Here is a 15,155-nt window from a genome sequence, read left to right as displayed (position 1 = left end):
GTGCTCACTCCTTTATGTAGTTCTACTTTTTCATTTTACAGAAAAAGGGACCCAGTATACACTGAATCCCTTCAAAAATCATTCTACTGTCGACGCCGCCTCGGCGAGCGCCGCTTCTTCTTTGTGATAGTTCTCGACGAACGCATCGAGCAATGCCCGCACTTCGTCTGTCGATTTCGTATCCATCAACTTCACACGGAGGTCGCTCGCCCCGCGGAAACCTTTCACATAAATCTTGAAGAAACGGTGCAAGTTCGAGATCGAACGTGGCACGTCCTCTTGGAACTTGTCTTGAAGGTCGAGTTGGAGACGAAGAAGATCGAGGTGTTCTTCCATCGAATGCTCACGCGGTTCTTTCTCGAACGCGAACGGGTTCTTGAAAATCCCGCGGCCAATCATGACGCCGTCGACGCCATATTTCTCGACGAGCTCGAGACCCATTTGACGGTCGAGAATATCGCCGTTGATCGTGATGAGCGTATCCGGTGCAATCTCGTCACGCAATTTCATGATATCCGGAATCATCTCCCAGTGCGCGTCGACTTTACTCATCTCGGAGCGTGTGCGCAAGTGAATCGACAAGTTGGCGATGTCTTGCTTCAAGATGTGCGTCAACCAGTCGCGCCACTCGTCAAGCTTCGAAAAGCCAAGACGCGTCTTGACGCTGACCGGGATGCCTCCGGCTTTCGCCGCTTGAATCAATTCGGCCGCGACGTCAGGACGCAAGATGAGGCCGCTCCCTTTTCCGCGCTTAGCGACGTTCGGGACCGGGCAACCCATGTTGATGTCGATGCCTTTGTAACCCATCTCGGCCATGCCGATGCTCATCTCGCGGAAGTAGTCCGGGTTGTCGCCCCAAATGTGGGCGACGATCGGCTGCTCGTCCTCGGTGAACGTCAACCGTCCACGGAGGCTGCCTTTCCCTTCCGGATGGCAGTAGCTGTCCGAGTTGGCGAACTCGGTGAAGAACACGTCCGGCCGGCCGGCATGGGCGACGACGTGACGGAAGACGACATCGGTCACATCTTCCATTGGGGCAAGTATAAAGAATGGACGCGGCAGGTCGCGCCAGAAGTTTTCGTTCATATAGAATCATTCCCTTTCGTAATCAGTCCAATAAAATCACTGTATACATTCTATTACGGACGGGGGAATGTATCAACTGACAATACTTTCGAATTTTTTAACATAATTAAGCGAGAATTCTCCCACCTCTAAGCGTCTGGGGCGAAGCCCAGCGTAGGTGGGAGATGAATCGCCCGTACATAAACCTCTTGGCCACCCCTGTGACAGATATGACGAACATAAGTTCGTGATTCTGTCAGATTTCCCTTCCCCCGCCGCGGGTATCTGATGAGGAAGGCGTTCATCACGATCATCGGCCGAGAGGAGGCGCAGACATGCTGAAGGGCTACAAATACCGGCTGCGCCCGCTTTATCTACAACAAGCTGCTCGAGGACCGCATCGCCATCCACGAGGAGGCGAAGGCAGGGAACGGGCCGAAGCGGAAGCCGCCGACACCGGCCTCGTACAAGCCGCTGTTCCCGTTCCTGTGTGAGGCGGACAGCCTCGCGCTCGCCAACGCGAAGCTTCACCTCGACGCGGCGTTCGCGAAGTTCTTCGCCGGGACGGCCGGCTTTCCGGTGTTCAAGTCGAGACGGAAATCGCGCGCCTCCTACACGACGAACAACCAGCACGGCACGATCCGCATCGAGGGGGACCGGGTCCGGCTCCCGAAGGTCGGGTTCATCCAGTTCACACAGCACCGCGGTTTCGACGGGGCCATCCGGTCGGCGACCGTGTCGATGACGAAGACGGGCAAGTTCTTCGTGTCGCTCCTCGTCGAGCAGTCCGACGAGCCGTGGGTCCCGGCCGAGCACAAGATCGGGATCGACCTCGGCCTCGGGCACTTCGCCGTCATGACGAACGACGCGATGGTGACGGAGAAGGTCGCGAACCCGCGCAACCTGCGCGAGGCCGAGGAACGGCTCAAACGGGCGCAGCGCGCGCTCTCCCGCAAGAAGCCCGGCAGCAGGAACCGCGAGAAGGCACGGCTCCTATTGGCCAAGAAGCACGAGAAGGTCGCTAACCGACGCAGGGACTTCCTCCACAAGCTGTCAAGACGCATCGTCGACGAGAACCAAGTCGTCGTGGTCGAGACGCTGAAGCCGAGGGAGATGATGCAGGACCACCGCCTGGCGAAGTCGATCGGGGACGCCGGGTGGGGCGAGTTCGTCCGCCAGCTGGAATATAAGGCGAGGTTCTATGGACGGACGCTCATCAAGGCCGACCCGTGGTTCGCCTCGACTCAAGTTTGTTCGGCCTGCGGCGAGAACGGCGGCAAGAAGGACCTGCACGTCCGCGAGTGGACATGCGCCGCATGCGGGGCGCACCGTGACCGCGACGTCAACGCGAGCCTCAACCTGTTGAGTCTCGCAGACTAAAACACTCCAGGGCAGGGACTGCCCGACGAGCTTGGTCCACAACCGTGGCTGGTCAAAGCACGGTCTTCCCAAGAAGCTCCCACTTCAAGTTGCGAAGCAAATAAGTGGTGAGTAGTTCACTGCTCCTCATTCTCAATAATTTTGAAGAAGTGCGTGAATCCGTCTTGCAACAAGTATTCGAGCACACGATTCATATGTTCCGGCTCGACAACATTTGTCTGTAGCAACGTTTGGAGCACCATCCCATCGATCGCCGCCATCGTCCATGCGGCGACCGCTCGCGTCGAAGGACCTCGCTTGACACCGTATGCTCGTACGAAGATCGCCTCCACCCGGTCGATCCAATCCTCGTACTTTTCTCGAAACTTGTTCTGTAACTCCTCGTTCCCGAGCATCGCTTCATGTGCCAAGTAAAACTGCAGTCGACTCTCCGCATCTTTTTTTAAGCGGTCTTGCATCCCGTCGAAAATCTCTTGAATGATGTCACGGGCCTCTTTTTTGTCTTCGATCGATACGGTCGCGATTCGGCGAATCTCGCCCAAGCCCTCGTCCATCACATCGTAAAGAATGGCCTCTTTGGAACTGTAATAGTGATAGATGGCGCCCGTGCTAAACCCCGCCTTCTTCGCGATGCCACGAAGCGTCGTGCCTTGAATCCCGTTCTCGATGATCGTCGCTCGCGCTGCTTCTAATATCTTTTGTTTCCCTTCGTTCATCATATGCTCCGACGCTCCTCACGTAATAATGACTAATTATATCATAATGATTTGACGGTTCTATGACATGTACCTGTGACGTCCCGAACATCATTGACAACGTTTCCAATAGTTTGTTACACTTTTCACATAAACATAACGAACGTTCGGTATGTTTGTCGATCTTATATTTTTTATTGTTGTTTCGTCACCAATACTTTAGAAATGAAAGGGGCGTTATCGTATGTTCTTCTTTGAATCCATTCCTTGGTACAATGTCGTCATGTGGTTCGTTGTATTCGGCTTGTTGATCGGATTAAATGAAATCGTCCGGTCTAGCAAAAAAGCCAGCATTCTCATGTTCATGGCGGTCCCGGTCGTGTTGACCCCGATTTGGTTCTTCACCGCCGACCCTGAAATCACGTCATGGTTTCACTGGGTGAAAGTGTATTCCGCTCTCGCCGGAAGCTTGATTTACATGGTCATCCGCTTCACCGATTATCACAAAAAACATCCATGGTATTTGATACTCGTGCCGGGTATCTTGGCCCTCAATATCGCCGAGGCCGTCGTTCGAGAATTCCAAGTCGGCATTATGGGGTTTGAAGGCATGGTCGACGGGATGAATTACATCTCGGGTGGTTGGAACTACGTGAACGCCGTTGCCGGGATCCTGAACTTGCTACTCATCTGTGGTTGGGTCGGCATCTTCGCGACATCCGGCAAGAAAAAAGACATGCTCTGGCCAGATCAGACGAAGCTTTGGATTGTTGCTTACGGCATCTGGAATATCGCCTACGTCTATTCATGTGCACCAGGCAATGCATTCTATTCAGGCTTTGCCTTGAACATCGCCGCGACGGTTCCTGTCCTCCTTTGGGCGAAAGGGACGTGGATGCAAAACCGCGCCCAAACACTCACGTTTTGGATGATGTGGGTCATGACGTTCCCTTACTTCTTCGCCGTCGGCAGCACGTTCAACGTGAGCGTGTCGTATAATCCGGCAGCGAACTGGACGATCGCGCTGCTCAGTCTTGCATTAAACGTCGTCCTCGCCGTCTGGCAAGTGACGCGCATCGTCAAATACAAACTCAATCCGTTGAAAGACGAGTTGTGGAAAGATACGAACGAATACAAAGAAATCAACGCGTTGCGTGAAGATGCAGTTCCTGGACGAGAAACCGCGATCGGTAAAGCGTTGTAAGCGAAAATCAATCAATCGTAATCATCCCTCATGTTCATCCCGATCCAAACGTGCTCACCACTCTTGAATCGGTAGCACAGTGACTATCAAAAAAATCCTTAGACTAACCGTCTTAAAACGGCTAATCTAAGGATTTTTTTATATTTTCTCCATCCACGCCACCGTCTCCACATGCGCCGTATGCGGGAACATGTCGACCGGTGTCACTTCGACTAATTCGTAACCGCGGTCGGCGAGATAACGCATATCGCGCGCTTGCGTCGCGACGTTACACGATACGTAGACGATCCGCTTCGGTGCCATCTCGACCATCGTCTCGAGGAACGACTCGGCACAGCCTTTGCGCGGCGGGTCGACGACGATGACGTCCGGATCGATGCCGTCTTGCTTCCACTTCGGAAGGACATCTTCGGCCGCGCCACAGGCGTACGTCACGTTATCGATCTCGTTGACGAGCGCGTTCTGTTTCGCGTCCTCGATCGCTTCCGGTACGACTTCGACACCGTAGACGTGCGCTGCTTTTCGGGCGAGGAACAGGCTGATCGTGCCGATACCGCAATAGGCGTCGACGACTTGTTCCGTGCCGGTCAACTGCGCATATTCGAGCGCCTTGCCGTACAGCTTCTCCGTCTGGACCGGGTTGACTTGGAAGAACGAATGCGGGGAAATCGTGAACGTCAGTCCGCCGATCTTGTCCTCGATCGTCTCGTGCCCGTATAAGAGTTTATTCGTCGCCCCTAAGATGACGTTCGTCTTGTCCGGGTTGACGTTTTGCATGATCGACGTCACGTCCGGAAGACGTTTCAAGATGTCGGCGACGATCTCATTGACCCCTTTGATTTTTGTCGTCTTCGTGATGAGGACGATCATCAATTCACCGGAATGGTACCCGTAACGGGCCATGACGTGGCGGATGACGCCGCGTCCTGTCTTCTCGTCATACGCCGGCACACCGTGCGCCGCGAGCACGTCGCGGACGACTTGGACGGCCTCATCGTTCCGCTCGTCTTGGATGAGACATTCCTTCATCTCGACGATGTCGTGCGAGCGTGGGCGGTAGAACCCGGCGACGAGACGATCTCCTTCTTGCTTGAACGGCACTTGCGCCTTGTTGCGGTAACGCCACGGTTCCGGCATCCCGATCGTCTCGTGGACCGGGACGTCAAACTGGCCGAGCCGCTGGAGCGCCTCGACGACGCGGTCCCGTTTTTGGCGAAGTTGTCCCTCATAGCTGAAGTGTTGGAGCTGACAGCCCCCACATTGATAAAAGATCGGGCACGGCGGTTCAACCCGGTCCGCGCTCGCTTGTTTCACTTCGATCAGCCGGGCGAAGCCGTACTGTTTGTTCGTCTTCGTCACGACGATCTCGACCGTCTCACCCGGGAGCGCGTTCGGCACGAACAACGTATAACCGTCGACGCGTGCCACGCCTGCCCCCTCGTGTGTGAGGTCATGGATGTGGACGTCGAGACGGTCGTTTTTAGTTACTGGTAGCATGAGTCTCTCCTTTCCCGATTCGAGAAGTACGTATTGGTTCATTACCCGTTCAGAGGCCAATGAAAAGCTCGGCGTGAGCGCCACGCCGAGCCGACTTATTCTGCTTTCTCATTCGACACGTTGAACAATTGCTTGATCATCTGTTCGCGTTCGTACTGAGCGTTCAACTCTTCCATCTCGCGGATGCGCGCGTTCGGTGCGAGCACCGTCAAGTGGCGGAACAAGTTCCGCATCTCACCCGTGCATTCGCCGCCGTACTCGCCGTCGATGTTGAGACTCATCCGCTCCGTCGTCGTCTTCATCTTGACGTGGCCCGTCTTGACGTGCTCGACGAGCGGGCTCGACAAGTGCTCACCCCGGAGCAACAAGCGGACGACGTGGATGAACTCGAACAAGTTACATTTCCGTAAGATGAACAAGTCAAACAAGCCGTCATTGAGTGACGCGTGCGGCGAGATCTTCTCGAAGCCGCCGACCGAGTTCGAGTTCGACGTGAGGAAGATCATCACTTCCCCGCTGAACGTCCCTTCGTCATGCTCAAGCTCGATATACGTCGGTTTGATGAGCGGCAGCTTCTCCATCCCTTTGACGTAATAGGCGAGCTGGCCGAGCGCCGTCTTCAACTTCGACGGCACTTCGTACGACAGCTCGGTCATGATGCCGCCGCCGGCGATATTGATGAAGTAATGGATGTCTCCCGCCTCGCCTTCGATCTCCCCGAGGTCGACCGGCATCTCAAAACCGTCACAGATGACGTCGAGGGCGCCGACGACGCTCAAAGGAATCCGCATCGCCCGGGCGAAATCGTTCGTCGTTCCGACCGGGATGAGCCCGATCGTCGGACGCTCATCGAGCGGAGCGAGTCCCGAGATGACCTCGTTCAACGTCCCGTCCCCGCCGGCCGCGACGATCAAGTCGAACTCGGCCGCCGCGGCCCGCTCGGCTTCGAGCGTCGCGTCACCGATCGCTTTCGTCGCGTACGTCGACGTCTCATAACCCGCATCCTCGAGGCGGTTCAAGATATACGGGAGCTCCCGTTTGATCACTTCTTTTCCAGATGTCGGGTTATAGATGACCCGTGCGCGTTTTCGTTGCATATCGTTTCTCTCCCCTATGCTCATTTCGAGCGAAAAGCGAGACACAAGTGCCTCGCTGCTGCTTAACGTTTCGCGATCTCTTCGTGGAACAAGCCATCGAGGAGCGCCGGGTTCGCCATCCCTTTCGTCTGCTTCATGATCTGCCCGATGATGAAGCCTTTGGCACGGTCTTTCCCGTTCTTAAAGTCTTCGATCATCTGCGGATGCGCTTCGAACAAGTCGAGGATGTAGCCGCGCAGCAAGTTCTCGTCCGAAATTTGGGCGAGACCGTTCGCTTCGACGTACGCCTTCGGTTCGGCGCCTTCCTCGATCATGGCCGTGAACACGCGTTTAGCGATCTTCGAAGAAATTGTACCTTCTCCGATCAAACGAATCAACTCCGCGAGCGAGCTCGGCGTCAACTTCATCGTTTCGACCGTCTCGTTCGACTTGTTCAAGTGGCCGAGCACTTCGCCCATGAGCCAGTTCGCGGCAGCTTTCGGTTCGGCACCGGCCGCTGTCGTCGCTTCAAAGAAGTCCGAGAACTCGCGCGTCGACGTGAGCGCCTTGGCGTCATAAGCCGACAGGCCATAGTTGTTCATGTAACGTTCGCGACGTTCGACCGGAAGTTCCGGAAGCGTCTTGCGAATGCGTTCCTTCCACTCCTCGTCGATCTCGAGACGGACGAGGTCCGGCTCTGGGAAGTAGCGGTAATCGGCCGCCCCTTCCTTGACACGCATGAGGATCGTCTTCTTCGCCGCCTCATCGAAACGGAGCGTCTCTTGACGCATGACGCCGCCCATGATGAGGAGTTTACGATGACGCTCTTCCTCATAATCGAGCGCCTTCAAGACGTTCGAGAACGAGTTCAAGTTTTTGAGCTCCGTCTTCGTGCCGAACGGCTCTTGGCCGAACGGACGGACCGAGATGTTACAGTCGCAACGAAGCGACCCTTCTTCCATCTTGACGTCCGAGACGCCCGCGAACGAGAGCACTTCTTTCAAGCGTTCGAGGTAAGCGACCGCGTCTTTCGGTGACCGCATGTCGGCCTCACTGACGATCTCGATGAGTGGTGAGCCGGTCCGGTTGAAGTCGACGACCGAATGTTTCTCGCCCGTATGGTTCATCTTCCCAGCATCTTCCTCGAGATGGACCCGCTCGATGCGGAACCGTTTCATCTCGCCATCGACTTCGACGTCGACGTGGCCGTTAAAGCCGATCGGTTGGTCGAACTGCGAGATCTGGTACGCTTTCGGCGTATCCGGATAGAAGTAGTTCTTGCGGTCGAACTTCGTATCGGTCGCGATTTCACAGTTGAGTGCCATCGCGGCCTTGATGGCGAGGTTGACCGCCTCTTCGTTCAATTTCGGCAAAACGCCCGGGTGTCCGAGACAGATCGGACACGTTTGCGTATTCGTTTCGGCACCGTACGTGCGCGAGCAGCCACACCAAATCTTCGACTTCGTGCTCAGCTCGGCGTGCACCTCGATCCCGATGATCGTTTCAAAGTTCATCGTACGTCCTCCTTAGAGCTGTGGCATTTTGAAACCGCCGTTTGCTTGTTCAAAAGCATGGGCCACGCGGTAGAGTGTTGGTTCGCTGAAGTGGTTCCCGATGATCTGTAGACCGACCGGGAGGCCGTCTGAGAGACCGGCCGGCACCGAGATGGCTGGTACGCCAGCCAAGTTGACCGGGATTGTCATAATGTCGTTGGCGTACATTGTGAGCGGATCTTCGAGTTGTTCGCCGAGCTTGAACGCCGTCGTCGGCGCCGTCGGTCCGATGATCGCGTCATAGTTCTCGAACACGCGCGCGAAGTCTTGCTTCATGAGTGTACGCACCTGTTGTGACTTCTTGTAGAACGCATCGTAATAACCTGAGCTTAACGCGTACGTCCCGAGCATGATGCGGCGTTTCACTTCTTCGCCGAACCCTTGCTCGCGTGAATACGTGAACACTTCTTCGAGCGCATCGGCCTCGGCGCGACGTCCGTAACGGATGCCGTCGAAACGGGCGAGGTTCGAAGACGCCTCAGATGAAGCGAGTAAGTAGTAAGTCGGGAGCGCGTATTTCACGGTCGGGAGCGATACCGTCTCAACGGTCGCACCGAGCGACTTGAGCGTCTCGACCGCTTGTTCGATCTGTTTGCGGACACCGTCTGATACACCTTCTGCCATGAACTCTTGCGGCAGGGCGAACTTCATGCCTTTAATGTCGCCATGAAGTGATGTCGTATAGTCCGGAAGGTCGACTGTCGCCGATGTCGAGTCCATGTCGCAATGACCTGAGATGACGTTCAACAAATAGGCGTTGTCTTCGACCGAGCGCGTCAGCGGACCGATCTGGTCGAGTGACGAGGCGAAGGCGACGAGGCCGTAACGTGAGACGAGGCCGTACGTCGGTTTCATCCCGACGACGCCACAGTAGGCCGCCGGTTGGCGAATCGAGCCACCCGTATCCGAACCGAGGCTGAACAGTACTTGTCCGGCTGCGACCGTCGCGGCCGAACCGCCTGACGAGCCGCCTGGTACGCGCGTCGTGTCCCACGGGTTACGGACGACTTTGAACGCCGAGTTCTCGTTCGATGAACCCATCGCGAACTCGTCCATGTTCAACTTCCCGATCGTGACGGCACCGGCGTCGTGAAGACGCTCGACGACCGTCGCGTCATGGGCCGGGACGAAGTTCTCAAGGAACTTCGAGGCACACGTCGTGCGTGTCCCTTTCGTGACGATGTTGTCTTTGACGCCGATCGGCAACCCGAAGAGCGGGTTGTCCGCTGTCTTGGCGAGGTCGTCTATCCGTTTCGCTTGCTCGAACGCGTCCTCGTTCAACGTGAGAAAAGCACCGATTTTGTCATCGGTCGCCTCGATGCGGTCAAATGATTCTTTGACGAGGTCCGTTACCGTGACCTCACCTTCTTTTAATAAGGTATGTAGCTTGGCTACACCGTGATCGAATAGTGTCATGAAGGGCCTCCTTACTCAAAGACGGCTGGGACGCGGACTTGACCGTTCTCCCAATCAGGCGCCATCCGTTCGACTTCCTCGCGAGGAAGTGACGGGCGGACCTCATCTTTGCGCATTACGTTTTTCAAATCTAGGGCATGGGTCGTCGGGATGACGCCCGTTGTATCGAGTTCATCGAGTTGCTCGGCGAACTCGAGGATTTTTGTCAATTGCTCCGTGAAGTGCGTCACTTCATCTTCCGTGATCGCAAGTCGGGCGAGTCCGGCAACGTGCCGAACTTCAGCTTCAGTGATTCGAGCCAAAGGTTCCACCTCCAACAGTTTTCAATACATCGTTCATTATCATACCACTTTTCCATAAGACAAAAAAGAAAATCCAATCCGGTCAAAGATGACCATTTTTTGAAAGTTAGGGAATCGCGCTAGAATATTGACTCGTTTCAAAAAACAGCTCTACGGTACACGGGCAATTCTCATTATGCTAAGAGAGTAGCAAACATTTTCTGAGGGGGATCACTATGTCAATCCGTAACAAATTGATCGTCGCCTTCACCGTCCTGTTAGTCTTATTACTCGGTGTGAGCGGCTATTCATTCTATGCGTTGAACGCCTCGAAGGCAGCCCAACAAGACATGAACGTCTCTTGGGTGCCCGGCATGGACCAAATTCATCAAATCGACAAGCAGTTGCTAGAGATTCGTCAGCATATGATGCGCCACGCTCTAGTCGAGGACGAGGTGACAAAGCAAAATGTCGAGCTCAGCATTGAGACGGGCGTCACGATTTTAAAACAACAGATGACCGGCTATGAGTCGACGATCATCAACAAGACCGACCGTGAACTGTTCGATCAGGCGACGGCACAATGGACGACGTTCCAGTCAAACATTGAGGAATTGATTCGTATCTCGAATGAAGAAGGACAAGCCGCGGCCGACTCCTACATCCGAGACACGGCCACGCCGAGCGTCGACGCGTTATCGAATACGCTCGGTCTCCTCGTCAACTTGAACCGTGATGGGATTCGTTCTGACACCGAGGCTGGTGAAGCGTTGTTTGCACAAGTCCAACTCACGCTCATCGTCATCATGATCGCCGCCATCGTCTTCACCGTACTCATGATGGTGTTCATCTTCCGCTCGATTTTCGAACCATTGAACGAGTTCAAAGTGAAAATGCGCGAACTCGCCACGAGCCAAGGCGATTTGACGACGTCGATCCCGGTGAAGCGACGTGATGAGTTCTCCGGGCTCGCGCGCGACTTCAACCAATTCATCGCCAACCTGCGCCAGCTCATTTTGCAAGTGAACGGCGTCTCACGCGGGGTGACCGAGCAATCCACTCGCATGTACGACGAATTGAAAGCGCTTAATACGTATATGACGACGACCGCCGCAACGACCGAGGACTTGACGGCCGGCATGCAACAGACCGCGGCGAGCGCCCAGGAAATGAACGCCTCCGCGTCGGATATGGAACGGACGCTCCATCAGATTGTAACGATGGCGGCCGAACGAAAAGTCGAGGCGGAGCAAGTCGATGCCCGGGCCATGGCGCTCCGCAGCCACGCCATCGAAGCGAAGGCGTCAGCGATCGACGTCTTGTCCTCGACACGGCACAATCTCGAACGGGCCATGCATGACGCCAAAGCCGTTCGCGAGATCGCGACGCTCACGAACGATATTTTAGACATCGCGGCGCAGACGAACCTGTTATCGCTCAACGCCTCGATCGAAGCGGCACGGGCCGGTGAGGCGGGACGCGGGTTCGCCGTCGTCGCCGACGAGATCCGTAAACTCGCCGAGACGAGCCGGACGACCGTCGAACGGATCCAAGCGATCTCGACGACCGTGCTCCATTCGGTCGACCATTTGAACGAGACGTCGAGCGAGATGCTCGGTTTCCTCGATACGAACGTATTGAAAGATTACGACCAGCTCGAAGACGCGGCCGAACGCTACAGCGAAGACGCCGGGCGCTTTGAGGCGACAGCCTCTGAATTCGCCGAAGCGGCCATCGAACTCGAACAATTGACGTCCGGTATGATCGGCGTCATTCAAGACGTCGCCGTGACGGTCAATAACGGGGCGCTCGGTACGCAAGACATCGCCGAGAAAGTGACGCTGTCGGTCGACCGGTTCAGTGAGTTGAACCGTGTCACCGAAGCGTCGCAACGGAAGATGGACGAGTTGAGCGAGTTGATCGGCCAGTTCAAAGTGTAAACAAAAGGACGCACTCCCTCGGGAATGCGTCCTTTTGTCATGCGGCCGACTGTTGCCGCTCTTTCCGTATCTCAAGTTCGAACCGCTTCGTCTCGGCGACGACAACACCCGACAAGAACAAGAGCCCAATCAAGTTCGGAATCGCCATCAGACCGTTGAAGACGTCGGAGACGGCCCAAATCAAGTTCAAGTTCGTCGTCATCGCACCGAGTCCGGCGACGACAATGTACACCATCCGGTACGGGACGATCGCCCGCTCCCCGAGCAGGTAATGGACCGATCGTTCCCCGTAATAACACCAGCCGATCACGGTCGAGAAGGCGAAGAAGACGAGCGAGATCGTGACGATGAGTTCACCGATCGGGCCGAGGAAGTAAGCAAACGACGCTTGCGTCAGCTCGATGCCTTGCAGCCCTTCCGTATACTGACCGCCCATGACGATCGTCAGCCCGGTGATCGAACAGACGATGAGCGTGTCGATCAACACTTGTGTCATCGAGATGAGCGCTTGCCGTCCCGGGAAATCTGTCTTCGCGGCCGCGGCCGCAATTGGTGCTGAGCCGAGACCAGCCTCGTTCGAGAATACGCCGCGCGCGACCCCGTAACGGATCGCGGCACCGAGCGCCCCGCCGCCGATTGCTTCGGCACTGAACGTACTCGAGAAGATCGTCGCGAGTGCGGACGGGATCAAGTCGAAGTTCATGACTAAAATGGCGAGCCCGGCCCCGACGTAAGCGAAAATCATGACCGGGACGAAAATCCCGACGACTTTCCCGATCGATTTGACGCCACCGAGGATGACGAACCTCGTCAGGACCATCATGATGATACCGGTCGCGACCATCGGGACACCGAACGACGTGTTCAGCGCTAAACTGATCGAGTTCGTCTGGACGCCATTGCCGATGCCGAACGCGGCGATCGAGGCGAACAAGGCGAACGTCATGCCGAGCCAACGTTTTTTAAGCCCGTGTTCTAAATAGTACATCGGGCCGCCGGCAACCTCGCCCCGTTCATCGACGGTACGATACTTGACGGCAAGGATCGCCTCGGCGTATTTTGTCGCCATGCCGATGAAGCCACTCAGCCACATCCAGACGATCGCACCCGGTCCTCCGAGGACGATCGCGGTCGCGACCCCGACCATGTTGCCGGTACCGACCGTCGCCGCGAGCGCCGTCATGAGCGCTTGGAAGTGGGAGATGTCCCCACGTTGCCGTTTTCGTTTTTCGGCTTCCGCCCCACTCTGCTTTTTCGGGATGAACGCTTCTTTCAAGCCGAACCCGAGCCGTGTCACTTGGATGAATCCGAGCCGGAACGTCAAGAAGATGCCCGTCCCGATCAATAGTATGAGCAAGTGTGGTCCCCAGACGAGGTTCGATAGACTCGTCACCCAACTTTCAAACTGCTTCACGTGATGTTCCCCCTATGTATGTATTCGCTTGACTACTGGTTTATATTTTTCAGAACATTCTCAACTTCGTCAAGTTGACGCGGGGTGAAATCATACCGATTCCGCGTAATGTTTTTGTAATATATCTGTTCAACACTCGGTTTTATCCTGTTTCCGACTTTAGTATTTGAAATAAAAATGTAACGATTCAATTCAGCAAAAAACCGACTTCCTCTATCAGGAAATCGGCTGGGTCTTGCTTATTTGGCGAGCGCCGCGACGACTTCGTCGACGTGACCGTTCACTTTGACACTGCGCCACTCCTCTTCGATATAGCCGTCCTCGTTGATGAGGAACGTCGAGCGGACGATGCCGTAATACTCCTTGCCGTAATTCTTCTTCAGCTGCCAGACGCCGTATAGCTCTGACACTTCATGCGTGTCGTCGACGAGCAAGTCGAACGGCAAATCGTTCTTCTCGATAAAGTTTTGATGCTTCTTCTGGCTGTCGGCCGAGATGCCGATGACGACGGCCCCGCTCATCTTCGGTGCGGCGTCACGGAAATCGCACGCCTCGGTCGTACAGCCCGGCGTCGCGTCTCTCGGGTAAAAATAGAGGACGACTTTCTGGCCGCGATAGTCTTCGAGTGCGACCATGTCCCCGTTTTGGTTCGGTAGTGTAAATGTTGGTGCTAGCATCTGATTTCCTCCTTATCCGAACGACGGGTCGACGAGCTGTTCGTCATATCCGTCGATCGCTTGTTCTAGTTTTTGTTTGAGCGGGTCGAGCACTTCGAGATAGTCGACCGGGTCTTCCATCGCGGCCGCATCGCGGAGCGCGGCCTCGTTATCGATATACCACGTCTGGTACGCTTTAAAGTAATCGGTCATGATCGCTTGGTTTTCCGGGACGGTGAGCGTCTCTGACATGAGCAGGAAAACGTTATTGTCCGCCTCGAGCGCGACATAGTCCGTCTGGGCGTTGACCCGGTCGTAAATCGGTCCGGCCTCATCTTCCGGCACGTCGGCGAGACGGGCGTTCGCTTCAGCGTTCACCCCGTACTCGCTCGCTTCAATCCCCGTCAACAACTCCCCGACCTCACCGATCACGTCAGCCGGGACCAAGGCTGGTGTGACGACGAGCGACCAATCGTCGCCTTCCTTGATCGCGACTTTGGCGAGCCGGTTCGGCAGTTCGTTCCCGTCACCATCCTCCATCTCATGGACGATATAGGCGACGTCCTCGTCCTCGTTCACCCAACTCTCGACGATGTCACCTGGCGTCAGGTCACGCGTCACGGCACCTGTCGCCGGGATGTCGGTCCGGGCAGCAGCGTAGTCGATGTCCGCGAGCGCCTCGGCGTCTCCGTCACGGAGCGCTTGTTGATACGATTCATACACTGTCTCGACCTCGTCCGGGAGCGGTCGTTTCGTCTCTTCGACCGGTGCTGCCTCTTCATTCCCGCAAGCGCCGAGCATGAGTGTGAGCGCCAGCGGCAACATCCATTTTCTCATCCAATCATTCCTTCCTCGATCAATCTCTTTTCACCATCCTACCACGACTGAATTTAGAGCGGAAACGACACGCTTTTCCGGAAAATTGTTTCACTAGGATTTCATGAAGAATTCCGATACAATACAGACGTAAGCGCTTAA

12 protein-coding genes and 1 pseudogene are annotated in these 15,155 nt (G+C 55.6%); 3 read left to right on the top strand and 10 right to left on the bottom strand.

Annotated features, from left to right (window positions below):
- Window positions 1–78: 78 nt before the first annotated feature.
- Entirely contained in the window at window positions 79–1,086 is a 1,008-nt protein-coding gene (locus EVJ32_RS03185) for a tRNA dihydrouridine synthase (protein WP_131456567.1), read from the bottom strand.
- Between the two features lie 336 nt (window positions 1,087–1,422).
- On the opposite strand from EVJ32_RS03185, the pseudogene EVJ32_RS03180 reads away from it, so the two are divergent.
- Window positions 1,423–2,445: pseudogene (locus EVJ32_RS03180) on the top strand (RNA-guided endonuclease TnpB family protein); the annotation flags it as partial.
- 116 nt (window positions 2,446–2,561) lie between these two features.
- Here EVJ32_RS03180 and EVJ32_RS03175 read toward each other — a convergent pair.
- Window positions 2,562–3,164 carry a TetR/AcrR family transcriptional regulator gene (locus tag EVJ32_RS03175; RefSeq protein ID WP_131456565.1) on the bottom strand — a complete coding sequence of 201 codons (603 nt, stop codon included), beginning with the start codon at window positions 3,162–3,164 and terminating at the stop codon, window positions 2,562–2,564.
- A gap of 220 nt (window positions 3,165–3,384) precedes the next feature.
- Between EVJ32_RS03175 and EVJ32_RS03170 the strand changes: the two genes are divergently transcribed.
- Window positions 3,385–4,344 (top strand): DUF5692 family protein, encoded by a 960-nt coding sequence (locus tag EVJ32_RS03170; protein WP_131456563.1) that lies wholly within the window; start codon window positions 3,385–3,387, stop codon window positions 4,342–4,344.
- Window positions 4,345–4,482: 138 nt separating this feature from the next.
- Here the strand turns inward: EVJ32_RS03170 and rlmD are convergent, their stop codons facing one another.
- The 5 genes from rlmD to gatC all read right to left on the bottom strand — a co-directional run bounded on the left by rlmD (window position 4,483) and on the right by gatC (window position 10,188).
- Window positions 4,483–5,841, bottom strand: a complete 1,359-nt coding sequence (gene rlmD / locus EVJ32_RS03165) for a 23S rRNA (uracil(1939)-C(5))-methyltransferase RlmD (RefSeq protein WP_131456561.1) — start codon at window positions 5,839–5,841, stop codon at window positions 4,483–4,485.
- A gap of 95 nt (window positions 5,842–5,936) precedes the next feature.
- Entirely contained in the window at window positions 5,937–6,938 is a 1,002-nt protein-coding gene (locus EVJ32_RS03160; RefSeq protein WP_070328599.1) for a diacylglycerol kinase, read from the bottom strand.
- A 62-nt stretch (window positions 6,939–7,000) separates the two neighbouring features.
- Entirely contained in the window at window positions 7,001–8,431 is a 1,431-nt protein-coding gene (gene gatB, locus EVJ32_RS03155) for an Asp-tRNA(Asn)/Glu-tRNA(Gln) amidotransferase subunit GatB (RefSeq protein ID WP_131456559.1), read from the bottom strand.
- A gap of 12 nt (window positions 8,432–8,443) precedes the next feature.
- Window positions 8,444–9,886: an Asp-tRNA(Asn)/Glu-tRNA(Gln) amidotransferase subunit GatA gene (gene gatA, locus EVJ32_RS03150; RefSeq protein ID WP_131456557.1), complete on the bottom strand. Its 1,443-nt coding sequence runs from the start codon at window positions 9,884–9,886 to the stop codon at window positions 8,444–8,446.
- Between the two features lie 11 nt (window positions 9,887–9,897).
- Window positions 9,898–10,188, bottom strand: a complete 291-nt coding sequence (gatC, locus tag EVJ32_RS03145) for an Asp-tRNA(Asn)/Glu-tRNA(Gln) amidotransferase subunit GatC (protein ID WP_016509877.1) — start codon at window positions 10,186–10,188, stop codon at window positions 9,898–9,900.
- Between the two features lie 215 nt (window positions 10,189–10,403).
- Here gatC and EVJ32_RS03140 point away from each other — a divergent pair, with 215 nt between their 5' ends.
- A complete protein-coding gene (locus EVJ32_RS03140) occupies window positions 10,404–12,107 on the top strand; it encodes a methyl-accepting chemotaxis protein (protein WP_131456555.1) in 1,704 nt (567 codons plus the stop codon).
- Window positions 12,108–12,144: 37 nt separating this feature from the next.
- On the opposite strand, the gene EVJ32_RS03135 is transcribed toward EVJ32_RS03140, so the two are convergent.
- The 3 genes from EVJ32_RS03135 to EVJ32_RS03125 all read right to left on the bottom strand — a co-directional run bounded on the left by EVJ32_RS03135 (window position 12,145) and on the right by EVJ32_RS03125 (window position 15,014).
- The gene (locus EVJ32_RS03135) at window positions 12,145–13,521 is read right to left on the bottom strand and encodes an alanine/glycine:cation symporter family protein (RefSeq protein WP_131456553.1); all 1,377 of its coding nucleotides are present in this window, start codon (window positions 13,519–13,521) and stop codon (window positions 12,145–12,147) included.
- A 239-nt stretch (window positions 13,522–13,760) separates the two neighbouring features.
- Entirely contained in the window at window positions 13,761–14,198 is a 438-nt protein-coding gene (gene bcp / locus EVJ32_RS03130; protein ID WP_071398073.1) for a thioredoxin-dependent thiol peroxidase, read from the bottom strand.
- Window positions 14,199–14,210: 12 nt separating this feature from the next.
- A complete protein-coding gene (locus EVJ32_RS03125) occupies window positions 14,211–15,014 on the bottom strand; it encodes a hypothetical protein (protein ID WP_131456551.1) in 804 nt (267 codons plus the stop codon).
- Between the last annotated feature and the right edge of the window lie 141 nt (window positions 15,015–15,155).

This window comes from Exiguobacterium sp. SH5S4 (genome assembly GCF_004337045.1).
Lineage (GTDB): Bacteria > Bacillota > Bacilli > Exiguobacteriales > Exiguobacteriaceae > Exiguobacterium > Exiguobacterium aurantiacum_A.
Note: the sequence above shows the minus strand (reverse complement) of the source record. Positions and strands in the feature narration are given on the sequence as shown.